Raw genomic sequence first — 24,028 nt, forward strand, 5'->3', positions numbered from 1 at the left:
TTTGAAGAGAGGCCAGCGTGGCAACTCAGTGAACCGTTATTACAAGAAGTGACTATTATGTAACTTCTAAAAAATCTGTAGGTAATTGATGACGAATTAATAGGGACTACTAGATGAATGAGCTGATCTCGTAGGAGAGCATTAGTTGGAAGTAGGAGTAAAATAGTTAGTCCACTGATTATAGTATGTTTAAATGTGGTCAATTATACATAGAAGTTTGAAAAAAATAAAAAAAGCAGTCCCATAACATGTGGGAACTGCTCTTAAAATGAGCTGGTCTTAGCTTTGTTGTCCAGAAGTGAACCAATCTTGAACGTTCCAGACTTTTGTTGCGAGGCCATCATAGAAATCTGGTTCGTGGCTTACCAGTACAATAGTGCCTTTAAATTCTTTCATGGCACGTTTTAATTCATTTTTCGCATCGACATCTAAGTGGTTTGTCGGTTCGTCAAAAAGAAGCCAGTTCGCTTCTTCCATCATTAATTTACATAAACGAACTTTTGCTTGCTCTCCACCAGATAAAGAATTCAATGGACGTGTAATATGGTCGGTTTTTAGACCCGCTCTTGCTAATGCTGCACGTACTTGAGCCTGCTCCATCGAAGGGAAGGCATTCCAAACATCATCAATTGGTGTTATTTTTTCTGCTTTTACTTCTTGTTCAAAGTAAGACGGATACAGGTAATCACCTCGAATGACTTTCCCATCAAGAGGGTTAATTTTACCTAGCATTGTTTTTAATAATGTGGACTTACCCACACCATTCATGCCAACTAGAGCGATCTTTTCTCCTCGTTCAATAGCAAAAGATAGTGGGGGTAGTAATGGCTTGTCTTTATCGTACCCAATGACCAAGTTCTCTGCCTCTACTACATAGCGGCTGGAAGAACGTGCTTCTTTAAATCCGAATTCAGGTTTTACCGCTGTTTCTGGGCGGTCAATTCGCTCTAAACGATCAAGCTGCTTGGCGCGAGATTTTGCACGACCAGTAGTGGAGTAACGTGCTTTATTTTTAGCGATAAAGTCCTCTTGTTTCTTAATGAATTCCTGTTGCTTCTCATAAGCATCAATATGTTGACGTTTATTGATTTCAGCAAGCTCTAGGAATTTTTCGTATGTTGCTGTATAACGAGTTAATTTTGAAAACTCAAGTTGGAAGATGACATCCACCGTTTCATTCATAAATTCTGTATCATGTGAAATTAAGAGGAAGGCGTATGGATAGTTCTTTAAATAGCTTTTCAGCCAAGTAATATGTTCCTCATCGAGATAGTTCGTCGGCTCATCTAGTAAAAGTACTTTTGGTTTTTCTAGTAACAGCTTAGCTAGTAGGACCTTTGTGCGTTGTCCACCAGAAAGTGCGGCTACATCACGTTCTAAGCCAATAGCATCAAGGCCTAGTCCACGTGCAACCTCTTCAATTTTCATATCTAATGAATAGAAATCTCCTGCATCAAGTGCGTCTTGAACCTCTGCCATTTGTTCTAACAGTACTTCTAATTCCTCAGGTGTAGCTTCTGCCATCTTACCTGTAATTTCATTAAGTTCTTCTTCTTTTTTATATAATGGTAAAAAGGCATCACGCAAAACATCACGCATTGTTCTACCAGCAGTCAGTACTGTATGTTGGTCGAGATAACCATAGTGTGTACCAGGAAGCCACTCTACTTTTCCTGTATCGTGAATCGTTTGTCCTGTAATAATGCCCATTAATGTCGATTTACCTACACCATTAGCTCCTACAAGACCAATATGGTCACCTTCTACTAATCGAAATGATACATCTTTAAAGAGTGTACGATCACCGAAAGAATGACCTAAATTTTCAACTGTTAATATTGCCATATATGTTCCTCCAACTGTCCATCTTGTTTACATTTTAAAGTGCTGCGAGCTGCTTGTTTAGTTCTGCTAACTTAGCTTCCATATTCGCAAGGCGTTCCTCGGCTTTTGTTACCTGATCGTTGTGCCCAGTAGACTCCAATTTTTCTATATCACCTTGTAAATTCATATAGTCCATTTTTAACTCTTTAATTTGGTATTCAATATCGCTTTTTGTTGGCATGATGATTACTCCTTTTTGAGAATATTTTATCGTGAATGCGTGTAAAAGCGATGGAGGTTTTTCTAATCCCCCACCGCTTAGTCATTAAAATCAATCGGGTACTGGTTGAATTTACTTATATTCCAACGTCCATAAGAGGAGTTGAAGTGAAAAATTCTTATATATTGTATCATAATCATCTTCGAAGTAGCACTAAGTAGAAGCGATATTGTGTCGATCATAAGCAAAATCTAAGAGTAATGCTTGGAGTGTTTCATTGTTACTAGCAAGATTGAGTTGTCGTTGTTTTCTTACAGCTCGTTCACTGCGAGCTTCGTGTAATAGAAATTCCATGACAGCATTTTGGATTTGAGACTGCTTCATTTTACGACCAAGTCCAAGATGAATAAAACCATTATGCTCTCGAGGAAAAGCATGAAGAAGCTCAGCTTCAGTTTGTGCAAGTGTAATGCATGGCACACCATAAGAGGCAATTTTATAAGGCGTATAATTAGCATTACAAATAATGACATCAGCTTTTGGTAATAGTTTGAGAAGTGCGTTTTTATCACGAAGAATGGCCGTATTGCGACGACTAAGTACCATCATTTGCAAATCATCCGTTGCATGGCGATAGCTATCATCAATCATTACTGTAATTTGTAGTGGAATTTGTAGCTGTGTTAAGTGTCGAAGTGTTCGGTAGGTTAAGTTATGCTCGTCCCCATCCTCAAAAGCAACGACGATATGAGGAGGATTTTCAGGTGTTTTACTATCAGGAATATCATCAAATTGTTGGTAGGCCTCTGGTAGTGCAAAAACAAAGCTTCCACCAATATAATGCGATGGTAAATAATCTTTCACTTCTTGATAGAGTGCTAGTAATACACAGTCACAGGCTTGACCACCTTCACCAAAATCATCAAAATGAATCATTGTTTTGCAGAAAGGTCGTAAATCCTGTACTTGCCAGCCTTCAGAATTACGGCCATCTCTAACGATTAAATCAGGTTGAAGTCCTTTGATTTGCTTAGGTAATTCGTTAAAGTGGTCAAATAAAATTGGAGAAAGACCTTCATTCATTAAAATTTGGATGCCATCATTTGAAGGAGTCTTGACAAATATAAAAACTTTCTCATTCGTAAGTAACTTAGCCAATGTTGAAACCCGTTCAAAAGGATACAGCCCTTTATCAATACAGCTTTCAATAATGAAAACAATCGTTTTTTTTGGTTCAATTGCTTGTGTTTCTTTTTGCAAATGTATCCCACCCTTTCCTCTGTCTCTTTAAATTATGGCGAAGAAAGTGCAAGTATGTGTAAAATTTAGGATTTGATAATCGATGACTTTGAGGAAATCTTGTAATTAGCTATCTTGAGGGGGATTATAAATAACTTTTTAATGATCAAAAAAATGGTCGATATATATAGTGAAATCAAGAATAGAAAAGATACATACAACATGACATTATGTAGAAGGGGGGGAAGAAGGATGAGCATGCGTGCAGCGATTGTTATAGGAGCGACAGGTTTAACGGGCTCCTCTCTAGTTGAGCAATTATGTGAAAATGATGAATATGTTTCAGTAACCATAATTGCACGGAGAAAACCAATCTTTACGCATCCAAAGTTAGAAGTGAAGATTCGCGATTTTGATAGAATAGAGGAAAAGGATATTGAATTTGCCCATGAATTGTATTGTTGTTTAGGTACAACCATAAAAAAAGCAGGCTCTCGTGAGGTGTTCGAAAAAGTTGATTTTGAATATCCATTAGCGATTGCTTCTTTAGCCAAAAAGCGTGGGATCCCTCATTTTCTTGTCATCACTGCAATGGGTGCTAATGAGAATTCTCCGTTTTACTATAATCGAGTGAAGGGAAAACTTGAGCATGATTTAGTAGAGTTAGGGTTACAACGGCTCTCTATTATTCGACCTTCACTATTAGTAGGAGATCGAGATGAATTCCGTCTAGGAGAGAAGGCAGGAGAAAAGCTATTAAAATTTGCACAACCTTTATTAATTGGACCTTTCAAACGTTCTAGAGCAATTGAAGCCTCACAAGTGGCCAAAGCGATGATTATCATTGCTCTATACGGTAAAAAGCAGCCTGTTACTATTTATCCATCCAATGAACTGGCAACATTACAATACCCTGAAATACCAGAAGAGGATGCTTCAAGAGAGACGCTATTTCATTGGGATAAGCTTGAAGAAGGTGAGAAAGTAAATCGTGATGTTATCATTAATCGAGATAAATTTAAGATGGAGGAAACGGTTATTGATAAGGAGGTACACTTCCAACATCGTGAACAGGGCAAAAAATAATGTGGGTTTGGTTTGTAAATGTTCCGTCTAAAGACTGAATTTATCCCGATCGCTACGACAAACCTTTGCGAGCTACTTTTCATTTGTTACAATATTATTGTAGAAGATGAATGTGGAGGCAAAATAAAGATGAAAATTTTACTCGTTGATGGCACAATGTTTGGTCGTAAAACAGGTGCTATTTTAGAACAAGTGGAACAATATATTAAAGAATTAGATGCTAGTTTCGAATTAGAAATGATGCATTTTAATCAATATAAGCATCAAATTGTGGATGGTTCACCATTAAATGATGATATGAAGAAAATGATTCAACAATTTGAGGAGGCAGACGCTTACATCATTGCAACGCCTATTTTTCAAGCGTCCATCCCAGGTGTTTTGAAAAATGCTTTTGACTACTTACATCCTAAAACGATGCGCTATAAGCCCGTATCTATCGTCGCAAACGGTGGCACATACCAACATCACCTTGTAGTCGAAAATCAATTAAAACCTATTTTAGATTACTTCCGTGCCCTTGTTACGCCTAACTATGTATACACACATACATCACATTTTGATGCAGATAATAACATTGTTGATGAAGATGTTCATAGTCGTTTACGTGAATTAGCACGTGTATTTGTTCAATATTGCGAAATGAGCAAGAACTTGCCGAAGGAAACAATTGATCAACATTAAGATAGCCCTTGTACGGTGGTAAGAAATCACTGTGCAGGGGATTTTTCTTTGTAAGTATTCTTTTAGGATGTGCTAAAATAAAACTTTAGTGACTCGGGAGGGAGGGCTGCTCATGCAGGACATAGCTTTACTAGAAAAACAACGCTGTAGTCTTATTTTGACCAATAAGGCGAAGGAAGCGGTAGAGGAATGCTCAGCAAACGAGCATGCCTTTTTTACGTTACAAAGATCTTTTACTGTTTACATTGAAAAACGCAAAGCAAAAAAAGTTGGTGAAACCTTTTTATCCATCTATTTTAATGCGGAGGACAATGAAAAATTAAGCGATTTACTTGCGGAAAAAACAGTCATTATGGATTGTGTGCTGAAGCTAGAAGGTTTGTTGGCGACTAATATTCGTTTTGTGCATATGCGTGGTCCTATCAATACAAATCGCCGCCTAGCAGCCGCATTACAATTTGTCACAAAGCCTAACAATGGAGCAGGCATTCCACTGGAGCTTCATACAAAAATAAGGCAGTTACCGATAGCGGAAGAACGCACAGAATATGTAAAAAAACGTATAGCTAGCTGGGAAGGCTATTTAAAAATTCAAGAACGTGATGCAACGATTGACGATATTCATACAGAATTTAAGCAAAGCTACTTCAACGAAGACTTTACACGCTTAACGATTGTTTGTCCCTACATAAAGAGTAAAGAGTGGAAAAAGTTAGAGGGTTTAAGTGTAAGTATTCAAGGGGTTCGTGGTGAAATTGGGCAAGTTTTAAAGGCGAATGCAGGAAAACAAACGATTGAAATTGATTTAAAGCCTTTTATACAGGAAATGGCTCGTAAGGATCAGCTGAATCTTCGTTCGAAGCAAGCAAGCTTTAGTAATTTTGCGACCTTAAGTCAAATTCGAAGATTACGAAATGGCTTCACAAAGCTAGAGAAGGGTGAGGCAGTTAACCCTAATTTAGAAACTATCCTGTTTGAACGGCGCCCAACAGTCCGAGCGTCCAAGCTACGAGAAGATATTACGTTTCAAAATAATTTAAATGAATATCAAAGACGAGCAGTATTAGGTGCATTATCTGTTGAGGATTTGTATGTCATACAAGGTCCTCCAGGAACGGGAAAAACGACTGTCATCTCAGAGATTTGTCAGCAAAATGTCAAGGCGGGCTTAAAAACACTAGTAGCATCACAATCAAATTTAGCCGTCGACAATGCATTAGGACGTTTGCTAGCCAATCAAGAAATTCGAATTTTACGCTATGGAAGAACGGAAAGTATCGAGGAAGAAGGCAAAAAATTCATAGAGGAAAATGTCGCTCTCCAATGGCGTGAACAAACACTGGCTGCAATCGAAGAGACAATAGCAATATTTCCAGAACGCGAGCTAGAGCTAAAAGCCAATCTTGCAAAAGCAGAAGATGAACTAGAAAAATTGGAGCAGTGGCTAGAACAATTAACTCAGGAAATTGCCGCAAAAGAGCAAGCAGCAATTGAAGAACCCATTCTACAGCAGGAGATTCAAGCATTAAAAAAAGAATTGAAGGCTGCTAAAACAGAGCAACAAACATGTGAAGCACAAAAAGAGCATTATGAGAAACAGCTCGCACAAATCGAACCAATTGTACAGCAGCTTGAACAGACACTTGCTGATTATCCCTCGGTCGAGCAACTACAGTGTACGATTCAGGAAACTACAGAAAAAGTGGAACAATTAGAAGCGGCTGCTCAGTATAAAGAACTACAAGAACAAAAGCAGCAGTTAACTCAGCAATTTCAAGAAATACAACAGAAATATGAAATCGAAAGTAAGCGTCTAGTCATTATGAAGGAAGCTCAAAAGTATATCTACACCTTAACTTCGTTTGAGCTTATCGAGCGATTTTTACAGCACTATCAAATTCGCCCTTCCCATGTACTTTCTCAGCAAATGAGTCGCTTGCAGCATTTGGAAGATGCGAAAGATTTAGAGGCATGGTCAACGATCAATGCTCGCCTCCAAAAGGCGATTGCCAAGTTAGAGGCTTTAGTTATTCATGAAGTGAAGGAACGAGCCCTTGCTAAAAGTAGATTACAACCCGTACAATCATTTTCTCTGCAAAACCTCACAGGAGTATTCGCAGAGCTGAACACGGCTTTTCAGGATGGTCAATTACCAGCAACTGATGTTCTAGAGAGTTATCTGCTTGGGCTATATATGCGTCGTGATTTCGTTTGGCAAAAGGGAGTAGCACTAAAGCAACAACAAGAGCATAAAGATCGGGAATTTGAATCTTTCCGTAAAAATCTAGTGACTTTGATTCATCAGGAATGTGCAATCACTAGCTTTGATGTGCAAAGTTTACAGCGTCAACTCCAACCATTTTTACAGCATACAGAGCGTTTACAACAATTAGCAAACGCCTTCCAGATTACTGAGGAGCCAGAAGAATCTGTAGAATATTTAAAGATTCTTACCTCACAAGCTCGGGAGTCTCTTCAACAAGCAAAGCAACAGCTTGAGGCAGTGGAACAGGCGAAAGTACAACTAGTTCCGAAGCAAGCCTCTTTACAGACTGTCACAACTAGCTTACAGGAAGTGGAGCAGCAGCTAACACAAATGGAAGAGCGTATAAAGGACATTAATATTGCTGGATTAAAGAAAGAAAAGCAACTAGCAGTTTATACACAGCTTTTACAATCTACGCCAGAACGTACTGCTGAAGAGGTGCTGGAAGCTATTCAAACTTCTAAACAGGCCATTGAAGCATTACAGCGGCAGCAAAAGCAGCTACCTCTTCGCCAAAAACTACAAGAACAATGGCGTGAAAAACTACAAAACGCAACAGAGTATGATTTAGATGAAATTCGAAAATTATATGTACGTCATGCGAACGTTATCGGAACAACATGTGTAGCTTCCGCTAGTAAAGAGTTTATGGAGAATTACCCAACTTTTGATGTGGTCATTATTGATGAAGTTTCAAAGGCAACGCCACCAGAATTATTGTTACCAATGCTTAAGGGGAAAAAAGTTATTTTAGTAGGTGACCATCATCAGCTTCCACCATTACTTGGGGATGATACGCTGGAGGAAACATTGAAGGCAATGCTAGAAGAAAATCCAAACTTTGAAGGTGCACAGGAATTAAAAAATCTGTTGCGTGAATCATTATTTGAGCGTTTATTTAATAATTTGCCTCCAACACATAAACAAATGCTAGCATTACAATACCGTATGCATGAGAAAATCATGCAAAGTATCACACCATTTTATGCGAAAGAAGAAAATGGATTACAATGTGGGTTGCCAGATTCAGATGCAGCAAGAGATCATGGCTTAGAGGGTCAATTTGTAAAACGTAATGATCATTTACTATGGATTGATATGCCAACGGAGAAGCCTTTTTTAGAGGAGCAGGTAAAAGGTGGAACGAGTCGTTATAACGAAGGGGAATTACAAACGATTCGCCGTATCTTAGTAGATCTTAATGAGGCAGTGAAGGCGGCAAAAGAAGCAGGTCGTATGCCGCACGATGCTCTGAAAAGCGTAGGTGTCATTAGTTTCTACGGTGAGCAGGTAAAGAAAATCAATCGTCTGCTGCAACAGGAATTACAGCTACCACACTTGCAGTTTAGAACAGGTACTGTCGATAAGTTTCAGGGGATGGAAATGGATGTCATTTTAGTGAGTATGGTTCGTAATACACCTAAAGGCGGGGATATTGGTTTTGCCAGAGATTATCGTCGTTTAAATGTTGCGCTATCTCGTGCCCGAGAGTTACTTCTACTTGTAGGAAGTGCCGAGATGTTTGCGAAGCGTGCAAAGCATCAAGATACAAGAGAAATGTATACCAATTTATTAAACACAGTAAAATCCTACGATGGCTTGCGTAATCATGAAGGATTGGTGATGTAGAGTGTCAAAATTACAACAACGACTAATGCGTGAACTTCAACAAAATCGCAATATAAAGATTGTCAAAACCGCTGAATGGTGTATTCCTATTCGAACGGTCAGTGTGACCTATGAGCCAGTTAGGCGTTCAACAATGGATGTTTTAATGACTATGTTACTGTTAAGTATTCAGGAGGCTGATTTTGGAAGTGCCCAGGAATTGAGTGAGCTATTACTGGTCGACCCGCTATTTATTGATGACTTAGTTTCTTTAATGATTCGCGTAAATCTTGTAAAGAGCGAGGAACAGTTTTATAGGCTAACTGAAAAAGGGCAACAGCAGCTAGAACGGGGGATTTTTGAAGAGGAGTTAGAAGTAGAAACATCTACACTTTACTTTAGCCCCTGCCACCAATCATTTCTCACAATTGATACAAATAATGATGAATATGATGAATTACCAGAGCTATACCGTTATATCGATAAAGAGGCTGAACAACAGGAGCAGTTTGAGGAGTCGCTAGTGATAGCTGCATTACAAGAAGTGAACGCAGAGGGGGAAGAGAACTCCCAAAAAATCATCTCAAAAATTGTTCAAACAGAAGCCCAACAAATTAATGATAGTCCATGTTTAGAATTTGTTCTTTATGATAGGGAGCAGGATCTACTCTTTGTACGAGTGTGGAATACATTACTTAATCAATGGGATCATCATTTAGAGCAACAGCTTACAGACAAAGAACAGTTAACATGGCGTGAGCAATATTTAACTTAATTCAACTGGTATTCAAAAGCCAGAACAAAAACGAACGTGGACACACGTTCGTTTTTGTTTTTATATGATAAATCATAAAGATGGGTAAGAAATTTATAAAATCGTTTCGATAAAATGTGGCATTAGCATATATTACTTTATGAAAAGGAGGGGACAGATGTTAACGATTAGTTTATGTATGATTGTTAGAAACGCACAATGTACGATTGAAAGATGCTTAGATTCGGTTCAGCATATAGTGGATGAGATTAATATCATTGATACAGGATCGACTGATCGTACGAAGGATATTGTCCAAAGTTATACCTCTCGAATTTACGATTTTCCCTGGTGTGATCATTTTGCCAAGGCACGAAATTTCTCCTTTCAACAGGCAACAAAGGATTATATTTTATGGCTCGATGCAGATGACGTCATGACACAGGAAGACCAGCACAAGTTGAGTCAACTAAAGCACTCTTTATATCCATCTGTTGATGCTGTAACGATGGATTATTACCTAACGCTTGATCAGGATGGCGTAGTGGAGTGTAGTGAACGAAAGTATCGTCTTGTAAAAAGAGCGAATCATTTTCAATGGGAGGGAGCTGTCCATGAAAATTTAAAGGTATCTGGTCAGCTCTATCATAGTGATATCGCTGTCACGCACTTACCAGTAAAAAAAGATATTCATCGTCCTATTCGTATTTATGAGGGGTTAATAAGGGAGGGGCATTCGCTTTCAGCAAGAGACATATTTTATTATGCGAATGAATTGAAACAGCATCAACGTTATGTGGAGGCGATTAATCAATATCATCTATTTTTGGATAGCGATATAGGTACTACAGAAGATCGTATTGAGGCTTGTTTACATGTAGGGGAGTGCTATCGTCGACTACACGATGATCAACAAGCACAGCAAGCTATTTTGCAATCCTTCTTATATGATCGACCAAAGCCAGAAGCATGTTGCCGTATGGGCCAATTTTTTATGGAGCAATCAAAACATAAAGAGGCTATTTACTGGTATTCTCAAGCCTTGCAACAAGCTCCTGTCTATTCAATGACGATCCAAAAACGTTGTTACTCCACATGGCTTCCTCATTTACAATTAAGTCTGTTATATAGGGAGCTACGGTTATTTGAAAATGCCTATCAGCATAATCTAGAGGCACAAAAATGGAAACCAAACCATCCAGAAATAAAGGATAACGAAAAATACTTACGCAATCAATTAGGGATATAAAGCCTTTTATTGGAAAGGTACATCAATAAACAGGACATAAATAGCTTGGCCAATTAATACAGATACACCAACAACAATCGTCATAAAAATCACATTACGTGGTCTAAAATTTTTTGCCTCCATTAAAAACCTCCTTTAAGATAGAATATTCAGTCAATTCAAGATATGTTTAGATGGAATGAGTATGCATAAGAAAAGAGCAAATTCACACTAAATGTGAATTTGCTCTTGTTCATTAATCAAGCTTTAACCCTTTCAATGCTTCAGCAAGGGCGTTGTTTACAGGCTCTTCATCTTTTTGTTGTTTTAAATACTTTTGTACGGAGCGTTTATCAACCTTGCCTCCGCCTTCTTTTTTCCGTCTTGCCTCAAAGGCCGATAATTTTTCACGATAACCACATTTACACACAAAAATTTGACCATCGCCTTCTCCACGAAGCTCTAATTTTTTATGGCATTGAGGACAGCGTGCATTTGTAGTACGTGAGACATTTTTACGATGACCACATTCACGATCTTGGCAAACAAGCATTTTTCCTTTTTTGCCATTCACCTCGAGCATCGGTTTACCACAATCTGGGCAGGATTTAGTAGAGATATTATCATGCTTATACTTTTTGTCACTACCTTTAATGTCCGTAACAATTTCCTTCGTATAATTTTTCATCTCGCTAATAAATACATCCTTTTTTAGCTTGCCCTTTGCAATAAGCTCAAGTTTTTGCTCCCAATCTGCTGTGAGCGCAGGTGATTTTAATTCCTCTGGCACTAAGTCGAGTAGTTGACGACCTTTAGAGGTAATATAAATATCCTTGCCACCACGCTTTTCAATTAAGAAAGAATTAAAAAGCTTATCAATAATGTCAGCACGTGTTGCCACTGTACCAAGACCACCCGTAGATTTTAATGTGTCGGCTAATTTTTTATCACTCGTTGCCATATATTTTGCTGGGTTTTCCATGGCTGATAACAAAGTGGCTTCATTAAAATGAGCAGGTGGCTTTGTTTGACCAGATGTTTGAGCAAGAAGTTTTATTTTTAAAATATCTCCTTTATCAATACGGGGAAGTATTTGTTCCTTTACATCATCTGATGTGTCCTCATCCTCGAAGCGATGTTCATACACTTCCTTCCAGCCAGCTAATAAAATCGTTTTTCCACGAGCAATAAAACTTTCTTCGCCAATTTTTGCACGAAGTGTTAGCTGTTCATATTCAAAAGCTGGCAGTAGCACAGCTAGGAAACGCTTTACAACTAGATCATAAATTTTACGTTCTTTATCCGAGAAAGCAGAATAATTCACATAGCCCTCTGTTGGAATAATCGCGTGGTGATCAGATACCTTGCTATCATCGACAAAGGCTTTTGTTGGCTTGATTGGTTTAGTAAGCAGTTTGTTGGCGATGGAGCGATATTCACCTATACCACAAGCCTTTAAGCGTTCAGGTATTGTGGCTACAATGTCTTGAGAAATAAAGCGAGAATCCGTACGTGGATAAGTTAACACTTTATGTTGCTCATATAGCTTTTGCATAATATTCAATGTTTCTTTCGCTGAGTAGCCAAAGATTTTATTGGCATCACGCTGTAATTCAGTTAAATCATAGAGACCTGGAGCAAATGTTTTTTTAGGTTTTTTTTCAATGTCAGCGACGATGGCATGGCTATTTCCTAGTTTTCTTACCAACGTATCTATTTTTTCTTTATCAAAGCTACGACTATTACCATTTTGGTCTTGCCAAGTGAGCTTCAAGTTGTCCGTTGTTTGTGCTTCAATCCCATAATAAGTTTGTGCTTTAAAGTTTTTAATTTCATCTTCGCGCGTCGCAATTATTGCTACAGTTGGTGTTTGTACACGTCCACAGTTCAGCTGTGCGTTAAAGCGGGTAGTTAAAGCACGAGTAGCATTGAGCCCGATATACCAATCTGCCTCAGAACGAGCTACAGCAGAGGCATAAAGATTATCATAGGCTTTGCCTGGCTTTAGATTAGCAAAGCCATCTTTTATTGCCTTATCTGTTACAGAGGAAATCCATAAGCGTTTTAGTGGCTTTTTGATCTTCACCTTATCGAGTATCCAGCGAGCTACTAATTCACCCTCACGTCCAGCATCTGTTGCAATGATAATTTCGTTTACATCATTGCGTGTAAGCTGACTTTTGACCGCATTAAATTGTTTCCCAGTTTGTTTGATAACTGTTAATTTTAAGCGTTCAGGTAGCATTGGTAAATCTTCAAGATTCCACGTTTTATATTTCACATCATAACTTTCAGGGTCAGCTAGTGTGACAAGATGTCCAAGCGCCCAAGTAACGATATACTTATCTCCTTCAAGGAAACCATTTCCCTTTTTATTACACTTCAGTACACGTGCAATGTCACGTGCTACAGAAGGTTTTTCAGCGATTACTACGCTCTTTGCCATTGTTAACACCCTTTCATAGTTCCATGGTTTTAAATATAGCATAGGTTGAGTGGGTTGGCAGTTGAACTGTAGCGAAATTTGCTAAATGTCGATGAAAAGAGTAAACATGTCAGACTTGGAGTTGTTACAGTACTGAAAATAGAAATTTCAGAAAAAACATTGAATTCAGAAAATAAATGTGCTAGGCTAGTGTACATAAAATGAAGCGAAGACTTCAAATATTAATAAAAAAAGGATGCACTTCTTTTATGGGGAATCAAACAATTCAGCAAATGATTCAGGAGAAATATCAAGAGTTGTCCAAAAGTCAGCAAAAGGTAGCTACATTCATATTAAAAAATTTACAGATAGTAGGAGTTCACTCCGCTTCATATGTAGGGGAAAAGGCTGGCGTAAGTGAAACGACAGTTATTCGCTTTTGTTACGCATTAGGCTTATCTGGTTATGCACAATTGCAACGTCAGGTGACAATGCATTTATTTAATAAAGGAAATGAAAGTAGTTTACAAAATTATTTGCAATCTAAGCAGGCTTTTTTTGAAAATCCACGTTTTTATGTAAAGACTATGGAAAAGGATGCATCTCGCATTTTATATATGGCTAAAAACATTGATGAGGAAGATTTTAATCGAGCTTCAGTATTGCTCCATGAGAAGAAAAAAATATATATTGCAGGGATTGGCTCCTCTCATTTAGCTGCACAATGGTTCCACTTTACACTAAATCTTTTGCGACCAAATGTTGTACTGTTAAATTTTGAGACAAGTGAGGTCATACGTGCAATCCAAGAGATTGATGAGGATAGCGTAGTTATTATTTTATCGTTCCACCGTTACTTTAAAGAACCGATCCAATTTGCAGCTGAAATACAAGAAAAAAAATGCGAAATTATCGGCATTACGGATTCACAAATTGCACCTATTACCCAATATGCAACCATTACCTTTGTGAACGAACAACAACAAGAAGTGTCCACAATAGATGCTATGCCAGCACTTATAGCATTTTTAAATACTCTAATAGCAGGAATGACTGCACAAAATCATGACTACTATGAAAATCAGCGCGTAAAATATGATGATTTCGAAAATAGCTTTTTAGCAAACCGATGGAGTTGACTACTATGAACCAAGTTTTACAAGAGTTACAGCCACGTCTTGCAGATATTTTTAGACATTTACATGAACATCCAGAAGTTAGCTGGCAAGAACATAATACAACACAATATATAGCAAATTTATTGAGAGAAGCCCAAATGGAGCCGCATCTTTTTGAAGATATGACAGGGCTTTATGTTGATATTGGTAATGGAATACCTAAAGTAGGGTTTCGCACGGATATAGATGCGCTTTGGCAGGAGGTTAATGGTGTCTTTCAAGCTAACCATTCTTGTGGACATGATGGTCATATGACGATAGCTATTGGGACTGCATTGCTGTTAAAGGATATGGAGCATCTACTTTCAGGTGCTGTACGCATTCTATTTCAACCTGCTGAGGAAAAGGCCCAAGGAGCGCGGGCATTTGTCGAAAAAGGTATTATGGATGATTTAGAATATTTATTCGGTGTTCATGTTCGACCATTAAAGGAATTACAGGATGGGGCGTATGCGCCTGCATTGTATCATGGAGCAGCAAAGCTTTTTACAGGGACCATTATTGGGGAGGAGGCACATGGCGCACGACCAGAACTTGCCATTAATGCAATTGAAGTCGGAGCAGCTATTGTCGAAGGTCTTCAAAAAATTTGGACGGATCCAAATATCTCTGCCTCTGTCAAAATGACACAATTTAATGCAGGAGGCACCTCTACAAATATCATCCCTGGTAAAGCAACTTTTAGTATTGATGCACGAGCTCAAACAAATGAAGTGATGCAAGTAATCACAGAGGGCGTGGAGCGTGTAAAAGCATCTGTTGAAGCGATGTATGGAGCCAAGATATTTTTACAGGTAGATGCCCATATAGTAGCAGCGGTAGTGAATGATGAAGCCTTACAGCATATGAAGGCAGCTATTATTGATGTAGTTGGAGAAAAGGCTTGTGCTTCACCAATTGTGACACCAGGAGGGGAGGATTTTCATTTTTATACCTATGAACGTCCAAAGCTTAAAGCAACAATGCTTGGATTAGGTTGCGGGGTTACTCCAGGCTTACATCATCCTCAAATGACCTTTAATCAAGATCGGCTTTTAATAGGTGTAAATATTATGACAAAAGCTATTTTGAGAGCATTATAAAGAATAGAAAGAAGAGATAGGTATGATAGATATTAGGGAAATCAAAACAATAGAACAACTTGAGCAAGTTCAGCAATTAGAGTTTGATGTGTGGGGAATGCCTGCTATTCCTCTCCACCAAACGCTTACAGCAGTGAAAAATGGGGGCATCGTTGTAGGAGCCTATCAAGAAGATAAATTAGTTGGTTTTAGTTATGGTTTTTCGGGTTTTCGACAAGGCAAAAGCTATCTATGCTCTCATATGTTAGGGATTGATGAAAAATATCGATCCCTTGGCATAGGTGAAAAGTTAAAGTACAAACAGCGAGCAATTGCTATTGATCGAGGCTATGATTTAATGGTGTGGACATTTGACCCCCTTGAAACCCGGAATGCTTATCTTAATCTATCTAAATTAAAAGGTATTTGTTATACCTATATTGAAAATTGCTACGGTGAAATGCAGGATGGCTTAAATAAAGGGCTTCCTTCTGATCGATTTGAGGTAAGCTGGCATTTAACTTCAGATTATGTGGTGAACAATACTGTAATAGAAGTAGCAAATGCAATACCTGTGGCAAGCTGTGAACTTACAAAGCAAGGTTTATTATGCTTAAAAATAACTGAAAATTTAAAATTTACTGAAGATTTTTATACGCTACCTGTACCTAAGGACTTTCAAGCTTTAAAAGTACAAAATCCTAGCTTAGCATTGGATTGGCGTTTCAAAACAAGAAATATACTAAAGCAGCTATTTTCAGCAGGCTATACCGCTATTCTATTGCAACAACAAGAATACTTTAACGAATATGTTTTAGTGAAAAAAGCAGCTTTAAATTTGGAAGGGGTAAATTAATATGAAAATGTCAGAAATCACAATACGACAATTGAAGATGAAGTTAAAAGCACCGTTTACAACAAGCTTTGGCACGTTTGAAGAGAGAGACTTTTTAGTCCTTGAGGCTAAAGATGAATCCGGGTTAATTGGTTGGGGAGAATCGGTTGCTTTTCATTCACCTTGGTACAATGAAGAAACACTTCAAACAAACTGGCATATGCTCGAAGATTTCCTAATTCCTCTTATTTTAAATAAAGAGATTCATCACCCAGATGAAGTGAGCCAATTATTTGAGCCAATTCGCAAAAACAATATGGCAAAATCAACGATTGAAGGAGCTATTTGGGATATATATGCGCAGCAAACTGGCCAATCCCTAGCAGCAGCACTTGGTGGTAAAAAGGATGAAATTGAAGTAGGTATTAGTATTGGAATACAAAATTCAATCGAGGAGTTAGTTGCGTTAGTTGACGGCTATGTAAAGGAAGGCTATAAACGCATGAAAATTAAAATAAAACCAGGCTGGGATGTAGAGGTTATGCGTACATTAAGGGAAATATTTCCTGATGTAGCCTTTATGGCTGATGCAAATTCAGCCTACCGTCTAGAAGATGCAGAAACATTGAAACAACTTGATGCATTTCAGTTAACAATGATTGAGCAACCACTTGCTTCAGATGACATTATCGATCATGCTTCATTGCAAAAATTACTTGAAACGCCAATTTGTTTGGACGAAAGTATCCATTCGTTAGAAGATGCACGGAAGGCTGTCGAGTTAGGGAGCACAAAAATTATTAATATAAAAATTGGTCGTGTAGGTGGCTTAACAGAAGCAAAAAAAATACATGATTATTGTGAGGCCCATAACATCCCTGTATGGTGCGGAGGCATGTTGGAGTCTGGTATTGGTCGTGCACACAATGTAGCCTTAACAACATTATCGAATTTTATATTGCCGGGAGATACTGCTGGATCAAATCGTTATTGGGAAAAGGATATTATTGAACCAGAAGTAGTTGTAAAAGGTGGTTATATTGAAGTACCACAGCAAGTAGGAATAGGTTATGAAATAAATAGGGAAACGGTTAATTCCTTAACAGTCGCACAGAAAACATATCAATAAATAGGCTTCAGTTTCAAATATTAGAATAGTAGGTGTTCTATGAAAAAAAGTTGGCAGATAGGTGGAGCATTTGTAGGCTTAATTGTTGGAGCAGGGTTTGCATCGGGTCAGGAAATTATGCAGTATTTTACAAGCTTTGGTTTGTACAGTATTATAGGTGCCATTGTCGCCACAATTGCTTTTGCATTTTTAGGGATGAGTTTAGCGCAATTAGGGACCGATCTACAAACAACATCACATAAAGAGGTTATCTATCATATTGGTGGACGATATGTTGGTATTATTTTAGATATCGTCATCACGTTTTTCTTATTTGGTGTCGCTGTTGTCATGTTTGCTGGATCAGGCTCGACATTTCATCAAATGTTTGGCATCAATCCAATGGTCGGCAGTATTTTTATGGTCGTTATAACCATACTAACATTACTATTAAATGTTAATAATATTATTAATTTGATAGCATTGGTGACTCCTTATTTAATGGGTATAATTTTTATTATTTTGATTTATTCTATTTTTACAATGGACTTATCCATTGCAGAGCAAAATACTTTAGCAAAAGCACAACCGTCTGCAGCGTCCAATTGGCTAATGGGAGCGCTACTTTATGTCTCCTATAATATCGCTGCGGGTGCAGCCATGTTAATTGTGATGGGTGGAACAGTAACAGATCGCAAAGTTGCTGGTAGAGGTGGACTACTTGGCGGTATAATGCTAGGTATTTTAATCGTACTCATCAATATAGCAATGTTTTCTAAAATAAATGTTGTCGATGGAGTAGCAATGCCAACATTAGAATTAGCAAAACAAATTCACCCTATAGTAGGAGTCTTAATGTCCATCGCTTTATTAGGCATGATGTACAATACTGCGGTGGGGATGTTCTATTCATTTACAGTTCGTTTTATTGCACCAGACCATAAATATTTTAAAGTGGGTATTGTAGTTATTGGATTAATAGGTTTTGCTGCAAGTTTAGTAGGATTTACTACATTGGTTGGTAAAGTCTATTCAACAATGGGCTACTTAGGTTTTGCGTTAATTATTGCTGTTATTATTTCATGGCTACGTAAACTACCGAAAGTTTTATAAAGAGGAATTTTTCCCTTGTGTTAAAACGAGGGGAATTTTTTTGTATTTTGTAATGAAAACAAAATGTACATCATACAGTTAATTTGTGTTCGTGAAATCGTTGAATGCTGTTTTAAGTAAACGTTATGCTCGAAATTATAGAAAAAGGCTATTTGTTGCTAGACACCAAATTTTGAGAATGCTATATTTATGTTGTCATAGTATTTTTATAATTAGGAAAAAATAGAATAATCTATGGATTTGAGTAGTTTTTCCTGATTATAAGGAGTGATGGAGTATAGAGCTAGATGAAGGATGATAGGTGCTTATGGTAAAGAAAACGTTAAAACAAAGAATTGTAGAAGCTTCAGTTGAATTGTTTCAGCAAGATGGTTATCACAATGTAACGGTGGATCGCATTGTGGATTATATTGGGGCATCAAAGGGTGGATTTTATCATAATTTTAAATCAAAAGATGAACTGTTATATGAAATTCATGATGTCTTTATTTCATATGTTATTCAACAATCACAGGATGCATATGACAAATACGATACACCTATTAAACGTCTATGTGCCATGCTGCAAACGCTGACACAAGTGTTCGATATGTATCAAGCACATATTACGATTTTTTATGAAGAGAGTCGTTCACTCTCAGATGAATATAGTGATATTATTCATAAAAAACGAGATCACTATCGAGACATCTTGCAAAAAGTAATAGCAGAGGGCCAGGAAGCAAAGGTTTTTCGTACAGAATTACCTTGTACGATTGTCACGATGGCAATTGTCGGGATGATTAACTGGACATACAAATGGTTTAAGCAATCGGGGCCATTAACAATGGAGCAAATCACAGATGTTTTTACTGATATGGTATTGCGTGCTATTGTGACGGAACAAGCAATGGATGAAGCTAAACAATTTATGATAAAGGGGTAGCCAGTAGGAAACACTGGTTTTATTATTTGTTTTTACAAACCGACTAGTCGGTATTTATCTGTAAGTGACGATCATTGAATTCCATCTATTATGGCAAATTTGACATTAGGGGGATTAGGGATGAATTTTGAATTAACAAAAGAGCAAGAGATGATTCGTGACATGGTGCGAGATTTTGCTGAAAAAGAGATTAAACCGTATGCTCGTGAGGTTGATGAGACATCAACAATGAGAATAGAGAGCTTTAAGAAGATGGCAGAACTAGGCTTATTGGGTATCCCATTTCCTGAAGAATATGGCGGCTCAGGTGGAGATACGGTGTCCTATGCTTTAGCTGTTGAGGAAATTGGTCGTGCATGTGGGGGGACAGGACTAAGCTATGCAGCTGCTGTTAGCTTAGGAGCTTCACCAATTTACAACTTCGGCACAGAGGAACAAAAGCAGGAATGGCTAGTTCCATTAGCAAAAGGTGAGACATTAGGATCATTCGGTTTAACAGAGCCTAATGCAGGTTCAGATGCTGGTGGCACACGTACTACAGCCGTTATTGATGGCGATGACTATGTTATTAACGGAGAAAAATGCTGGATTACCAATGCAGGGTACGCTCGACAAATTATTGTAACTGCAGTAACGGGTAAACGTGAAGATGGTAAAAAAATTATTTCCTCTATTATTGTGCCAACAAACACACCAGGTGTAACGATTAACTGTAATTATGACAAAATGGGTGTACGTGGCTCCAATACATGTGAAATTGTGTTGCAAAATGTTCGTGTCCCTAGAGCAAATCTATTAGGGGATGAAAAACGAGGCTTTAGCCAGTTTTTAAACACACTAGATGGTGGGCGTATTTCTATTGCCGCGCTATCTGTGGGGATTGCACAGGCTGCCTATGAAAAAGCATTGAAGTTTGCGCAGGAGCGTGAACAATTTGGTGCACCTATTTCGAAGCTACAGGCGATCCAATTTAAATTAGCCGATATGGCGATGGAAATAGAGCTTGCTCGTACATTAGTACATAAAGCGGCATGGCTAAAAGATCACAAGAAACCATTTGGCAAAGAAGCGGCGATGGCTAAACTATTTGCTTCTGAAATGGGTTTCCGTACATGTAATCAAGCTATCCAAATTCATGGTGGCTCTGGGTATATGAAGGAATACGATGTAGAACGCCATTTACGTGACATTAAGTTAATGGAAATCGGTGAAGGAACATCTGAAATTCAACGTCTCGTCATTTCTCGTCTAATTGGCTGTTAATCATAATCAATTATGCCTTGGCATAATTGTGTCCGGAATTGGCTTTGTGCTTGCACAAAGCAGTCCTTTCCGATTCCGTGACACCCGCTGAACAGTAGCTTAAATCAGCACTCATCTCACCATCTATAAAGGTGGGAGACTTCTGCTGAAAGAAGTTAAATAGCATGAATAAGGGGGATCTTCATGGCAGAGCTTGTGTATCAAACCATTGGTCAGTTGCTAGATGAACAATCTAAAAAGTATCCGCAAAACGAAGCGTTGGTCTATGCTGATAGGGGTTTACGCATGACTTATGAGCAGCTAAATCGTCAAGCACGACTCGTGGCGAGAGGTTTAATGGCTTTAGGAATTGAAAAAGGTGACCATATCGCAGTATGGACAACAAATGTGCCTGAGTGGGTGCAGCTTCAATTTGGTACGGGGAAGATGGGTGCTCCTATCGTTACGGTAAATACCAATTATCGTGCAAGCGAGTTGGAGTATCTATTAAAACAATCTGATGCCAAAACGATTTTTTTAGTTGAAAATTATCGAGACCATTCTTTTATTCATACACTGCAAGAGTTATGTCCAGAGCTTGAACATTGTGAACCAGGTAATTTGCAATCAAAGCGACTACCTTTATTAAAAAATGTTATTTTAATCGGCGAAACCAAATATCCAGGTGTACTCAATTGGTCAGATGTTTTGACTGCTGCTGAGCAAGTAACCGAGGAACAGCTAGATCAAAGAGAGCAATCTCTTCATTATGATGATGTCATTAATATTCAATATACATCTGGTACAACAGGCTTTCCTAAAGGTGTGATGTTAACGCATTTTAATTTAGTCAATAATGCAGTCAACATTGCAGAATGTATGCAGTTAACTGCAGAAGATCGTTTATGTATCCCAGTGCCATTTTTCCACTGCTTTGGTTGTGTCATAGGGACATTAGCCATTACAACGAGTGGCGGCACGATGGTACCAGTACAAGAATTTTCACCTGAAGAAGTACTAAGGACCGTTCAGCAAGAACGATGTACAGCATTACATGGCGTGCCAACGATGTTCATTAGCGAACTTAATTTACCGAATTTTGCGTCTTTCGATCTGTCAACTTTACGGACAGGAGTAATGGCGGGTTCAAACTGCCCAATTGAGGTCATGAAAGCAGTCATAGAGAAAATGGGCATGAAAGATATTACAATCTGCTATGGCCAAACGGAATCATCACCAGTTATTACACAAACTAGAACGGATGACCCGTTAACATTAAAAGTGGAAACGGTTGGTCGTGCGTTACCAAATTTAGAAGTGAAAATTGTTGTTCCTGGTACGACTGAGGAGGCCCCAACAAATGAACAAGGGGAGCTATGTACAAGAGGCTACCATGTCATGAAGGGCTACTATAAAAACCAAGAGGAAACAGAGCTTGCTATTGATGAGGCTGGCTGGCTGCATACTGGAGATTTAGCAACGATGGATGAAGCGGGCTATATCCGTGTAACTGGACGGTTGAAAGATATGATTATTCGTGGAGGCGAAAATTTATATCCGAGGGAGATTGAGGAGTTTCTTTACACGCATCCGAAAATTTCAGACGTACAGGTTGCTGGTGTCCCTGACCCTGTATATGGAGAAGAGGCGGCAGCTTGGATCATTTTAAAAGATGGCGAACAGGCAACAGAGGAAGAAATTCGAGATTATTGTAGGGACAAAATTTCTAGACATAAAATTCCGCGACATATTTTCTTTATCGATAACTATCCTATGACTGCATCTGGAAAAGTTCAAAAATATAAATTACGAGAAGATTTTGTTATGACCGTAAAGTAAGGAGGGGCAGTGACTATGTTCAACAAGGTATTAATTGCAAATCGTGGGGAGATTGCTAGACGGGTAATCAGAACATGCAAGCGTCTAAATATTCATACGGTTGCTATTTACTCAGAGGCAGATGTTGATAGCTTACATGTAAAAGATGCGGATGAAGCTTATTGTGTAGGGAAGCCACCCGTTGCACAAAGCTATTTAAACATTGACCGCATTCTTGAAATTGCAAAAGAGAGTGGCGCAGAGGCTGTTCATCCAGGCTATGGTTTACTATCGGAGAATGTGAATTTTGCGAAACGTTGTACAGAGGCGGGTTTAGTCTTTATCGGACCAAGTGCGGAAGTCATTGCGTCAATGGGCAGTAAATTAGAGGCACGTAAAACAATGAAAGCTGCTGGCGTGCCTATTGTAGAAGGAGTAGAGGCTCCTGTGAAGGATGTTGCAGAAGCTACTGAAATCGCTGAACGTTTAGGTTATCCAATTATGTTAAAAGCATCTGCTGGCGGTGGTGGTATTGGGATGCAGCTAGTTGACAATGCTGAGGAGCTGGCTAAAGCATTTGAGGGAAATCAAAAGCGTGCGCAATCATTTTTCGGTGATGGCACGATGTATATGGAGCGTTTTATCGCTAATCCTCACCATGTGGAAGTGCAAATAATTGCCGATCACCAAGGCAATATAGTTCCGTTATTTGAACGGGAATGCTCTATTCAACGAAGAAATCAAAAAGTGGTGGAAGAAGCCCCATCACCGTTCATTTCACAAGAGACAAGAGATAAGATGCTAGAGGCTTCAGTGAAGGCTGTGAGACACATTGGATACGTCAATGCTGGAACGATCGAGTATTTGGTGGATAAAGATCAAAACTTTTACTTCTTAGAAATGAATACAAGATTACAGGTAGAGCATCCAGTCACAGAGGAAATTACAAAGCTTGATTTAGTAGAAGAGCAATTAAAAATTGCGGCAAAACTACCTCTTTCATTTACTAGGGAAAGTATTGCTAAAGATGGGCATGCGATTGAAGTGCGTATATACGCAGAGAATCCCTCCACATTTTTCCCTTCTCCAGGTACCATTACGGTTCTTGAATTACCAACAGGCGAAGGGGTTCGACATGAATGTGGTGTAGAGACAGGTTCAGCAGTTACACCATTCTATGATCCAATGATTAGTAAATTGGTGGTGTGGGGAGAAACAAGGGAAATTGCCTGTGAGAGATTAATTCAAGCACTGAAAGCGTATAAAGTGGAGGGTATTCAAACGAATATTCCGATGCTGTTAAAAACCGTTACACATGAACAATTTTTAAAAGGGAATACAACGACTAAATTTGTAGAGCAATATTATTTACCGCAATTAGCAGAAACAAAATAACAACTTTCATACATTCGTG

The 24,028-nt window shown here is 38.4% G+C and carries 18 protein-coding genes; 14 read left to right on the forward strand and 4 right to left on the reverse strand.

Translation table 11 applies throughout. The features are described 5' to 3' along the window. Window positions 1-279: 279 nt before the first annotated feature. The 3 genes from MHI22_RS18655 to MHI22_RS18665 all read right to left on the reverse strand — a co-directional run bounded on the left by MHI22_RS18655 (window position 280) and on the right by MHI22_RS18665 (window position 3,304). Window positions 280-1,845, reverse strand: a complete 1,566-nt coding sequence (locus tag MHI22_RS18655) for an ABC-F family ATP-binding cassette domain-containing protein (RefSeq protein ID WP_036117522.1) — start codon at window positions 1,843-1,845, stop codon at window positions 280-282. Between the two features lie 34 nt (window positions 1,846-1,879). Beyond that, a complete protein-coding gene (locus MHI22_RS18660) occupies window positions 1,880-2,065 on the reverse strand; it encodes an SE1832 family protein (protein WP_036117520.1) in 186 nt (61 codons plus the stop codon). Between the two features lie 192 nt (window positions 2,066-2,257). Beyond that, window positions 2,258-3,304, reverse strand: a complete 1,047-nt coding sequence (locus MHI22_RS18665; RefSeq protein WP_036117518.1) for a PseG/SpsG family protein — start codon at window positions 3,302-3,304, stop codon at window positions 2,258-2,260. 231 nt (window positions 3,305-3,535) lie between these two features. Here MHI22_RS18665 and MHI22_RS18670 point away from each other — a divergent pair, with 231 nt between their 5' ends. The 5 genes from MHI22_RS18670 (at window position 3,536) to MHI22_RS18690 (ending at window position 10,930) form a co-directional block, all read left to right on the forward strand. After that, complete coding sequence (locus MHI22_RS18670; protein ID WP_101966480.1) at window positions 3,536-4,369, forward strand: oxidoreductase; 834 nt, start codon at window positions 3,536-3,538, stop codon at window positions 4,367-4,369. Between the two features lie 129 nt (window positions 4,370-4,498). Further along, entirely contained in the window at window positions 4,499-5,053 is a 555-nt protein-coding gene (locus MHI22_RS18675; RefSeq protein WP_036117514.1) for an NADPH-dependent FMN reductase, read from the forward strand. A gap of 112 nt (window positions 5,054-5,165) precedes the next feature. After that, window positions 5,166-8,948, forward strand: a complete 3,783-nt coding sequence (locus MHI22_RS18680; RefSeq protein WP_101966479.1) for a DEAD/DEAH box helicase — start codon at window positions 5,166-5,168, stop codon at window positions 8,946-8,948. A 1-nt stretch (window position 8,949) separates the two neighbouring features. Continuing rightward, the gene (locus MHI22_RS18685) at window positions 8,950-9,702 is read left to right on the forward strand and encodes a hypothetical protein (protein ID WP_036117511.1); all 753 of its coding nucleotides are present in this window, start codon (window positions 8,950-8,952) and stop codon (window positions 9,700-9,702) included. A 157-nt stretch (window positions 9,703-9,859) separates the two neighbouring features. After that, entirely contained in the window at window positions 9,860-10,930 is a 1,071-nt protein-coding gene (locus MHI22_RS18690; protein ID WP_340812526.1) for a glycosyltransferase family 2 protein, read from the forward strand. 235 nt (window positions 10,931-11,165) lie between these two features. Here the strand turns inward: MHI22_RS18690 and MHI22_RS18695 are convergent, their stop codons facing one another. Next, window positions 11,166-13,355, reverse strand: coding sequence for a DNA topoisomerase III (locus MHI22_RS18695; RefSeq protein WP_101966477.1), 2,190 nt, complete (start codon window positions 13,353-13,355; stop codon window positions 11,166-11,168). A 248-nt stretch (window positions 13,356-13,603) separates the two neighbouring features. Here MHI22_RS18695 and MHI22_RS18700 point away from each other — a divergent pair, with 248 nt between their 5' ends. The 9 genes from MHI22_RS18700 to MHI22_RS18740 all read left to right on the forward strand — a co-directional run bounded on the left by MHI22_RS18700 (window position 13,604) and on the right by MHI22_RS18740 (window position 24,009). Then, complete coding sequence (locus MHI22_RS18700; RefSeq protein WP_036117502.1) at window positions 13,604-14,473, forward strand: MurR/RpiR family transcriptional regulator; 870 nt, start codon at window positions 13,604-13,606, stop codon at window positions 14,471-14,473. Window positions 14,474-14,478: 5 nt separating this feature from the next. Beyond that, window positions 14,479-15,594 carry a M20 peptidase aminoacylase family protein gene (locus tag MHI22_RS18705; RefSeq protein WP_058843608.1) on the forward strand — a complete coding sequence of 372 codons (1,116 nt, stop codon included), beginning with the start codon at window positions 14,479-14,481 and terminating at the stop codon, window positions 15,592-15,594. Between the two features lie 22 nt (window positions 15,595-15,616). Further along, window positions 15,617-16,429 carry a GNAT family N-acetyltransferase gene (locus tag MHI22_RS18710; RefSeq protein WP_036117498.1) on the forward strand — a complete coding sequence of 271 codons (813 nt, stop codon included), beginning with the start codon at window positions 15,617-15,619 and terminating at the stop codon, window positions 16,427-16,429. Window position 16,430: 1 nt separating this feature from the next. Then, entirely contained in the window at window positions 16,431-17,537 is a 1,107-nt protein-coding gene (gene menC / locus MHI22_RS18715) for an o-succinylbenzoate synthase (RefSeq protein ID WP_101966475.1), read from the forward strand. 39 nt (window positions 17,538-17,576) lie between these two features. After that, entirely contained in the window at window positions 17,577-18,629 is a 1,053-nt protein-coding gene (locus MHI22_RS18720; RefSeq protein WP_101966474.1) for a YkvI family membrane protein, read from the forward strand. Between the two features lie 307 nt (window positions 18,630-18,936). After that, window positions 18,937-19,554: a TetR/AcrR family transcriptional regulator gene (locus tag MHI22_RS18725; protein ID WP_036117492.1), complete on the forward strand. Its 618-nt coding sequence runs from the start codon at window positions 18,937-18,939 to the stop codon at window positions 19,552-19,554. Between the two features lie 120 nt (window positions 19,555-19,674). Beyond that, window positions 19,675-20,817, forward strand: coding sequence for an acyl-CoA dehydrogenase (locus MHI22_RS18730; RefSeq protein ID WP_036117490.1), 1,143 nt, complete (start codon window positions 19,675-19,677; stop codon window positions 20,815-20,817). Between the two features lie 183 nt (window positions 20,818-21,000). After that, a complete protein-coding gene (locus tag MHI22_RS18735; RefSeq protein ID WP_036117488.1) occupies window positions 21,001-22,635 on the forward strand; it encodes an AMP-binding protein in 1,635 nt (544 codons plus the stop codon). Between the two features lie 15 nt (window positions 22,636-22,650). Then, entirely contained in the window at window positions 22,651-24,009 is a 1,359-nt protein-coding gene (locus tag MHI22_RS18740; RefSeq protein WP_036117487.1) for an acetyl-CoA carboxylase biotin carboxylase subunit, read from the forward strand. Window positions 24,010-24,028: the final 19 nt, after the last annotated feature.

The sequence above is a fragment of the Lysinibacillus sp. FSL L8-0312 genome, from assembly GCF_038003285.1.
Lineage (GTDB): Bacteria > Bacillota > Bacilli > Bacillales_A > Planococcaceae > Lysinibacillus > Lysinibacillus fusiformis_D.

What these genes read in the sequence shown, in the direction of transcription:
- MHI22_RS18655 (WP_036117522.1), bottom strand. Translation starts at nt 1,845, where the DNA reads ATGGCAATATTAACAGTTGAAAATTTAGGTCATTCTTTCGGTGATCGT.
- MHI22_RS18660 (WP_036117520.1), bottom strand. Translation starts at nt 2,065, where the DNA reads ATGCCAACAAAAAGCGATATTGAATACCAAATTAAAGAGTTAAAAATG.
- MHI22_RS18670 (WP_101966480.1), top strand. Translation starts at nt 3,536, where the DNA reads ATGAGCATGCGTGCAGCGATTGTTATAGGAGCGACAGGTTTAACGGGC.
- MHI22_RS18675 (WP_036117514.1), top strand. Translation starts at nt 4,499, where the DNA reads ATGAAAATTTTACTCGTTGATGGCACAATGTTTGGTCGTAAAACAGGT.
- MHI22_RS18680 (WP_101966479.1), top strand. Translation starts at nt 5,166, where the DNA reads ATGCAGGACATAGCTTTACTAGAAAAACAACGCTGTAGTCTTATTTTG.
- MHI22_RS18690 (WP_340812526.1), top strand. Translation starts at nt 9,860, where the DNA reads ATGTTAACGATTAGTTTATGTATGATTGTTAGAAACGCACAATGTACG.
- MHI22_RS18695 (WP_101966477.1), bottom strand. Translation starts at nt 13,355, where the DNA reads ATGGCAAAGAGCGTAGTAATCGCTGAAAAACCTTCTGTAGCACGTGAC.
- MHI22_RS18700 (WP_036117502.1), top strand. Translation starts at nt 13,604, where the DNA reads ATGGGGAATCAAACAATTCAGCAAATGATTCAGGAGAAATATCAAGAG.
- MHI22_RS18705 (WP_058843608.1), top strand. Translation starts at nt 14,479, where the DNA reads ATGAACCAAGTTTTACAAGAGTTACAGCCACGTCTTGCAGATATTTTT.
- MHI22_RS18710 (WP_036117498.1), top strand. Translation starts at nt 15,617, where the DNA reads ATGATAGATATTAGGGAAATCAAAACAATAGAACAACTTGAGCAAGTT.
- menC (WP_101966475.1), top strand. Translation starts at nt 16,431, where the DNA reads ATGAAAATGTCAGAAATCACAATACGACAATTGAAGATGAAGTTAAAA.
- MHI22_RS18720 (WP_101966474.1), top strand. Translation starts at nt 17,577, where the DNA reads ATGAAAAAAAGTTGGCAGATAGGTGGAGCATTTGTAGGCTTAATTGTT.
- MHI22_RS18725 (WP_036117492.1), top strand. Translation starts at nt 18,937, where the DNA reads ATGGTAAAGAAAACGTTAAAACAAAGAATTGTAGAAGCTTCAGTTGAA.
- MHI22_RS18730 (WP_036117490.1), top strand. Translation starts at nt 19,675, where the DNA reads ATGAATTTTGAATTAACAAAAGAGCAAGAGATGATTCGTGACATGGTG.
- MHI22_RS18735 (WP_036117488.1), top strand. Translation starts at nt 21,001, where the DNA reads ATGGCAGAGCTTGTGTATCAAACCATTGGTCAGTTGCTAGATGAACAA.
- MHI22_RS18740 (WP_036117487.1), top strand. Translation starts at nt 22,651, where the DNA reads ATGTTCAACAAGGTATTAATTGCAAATCGTGGGGAGATTGCTAGACGG.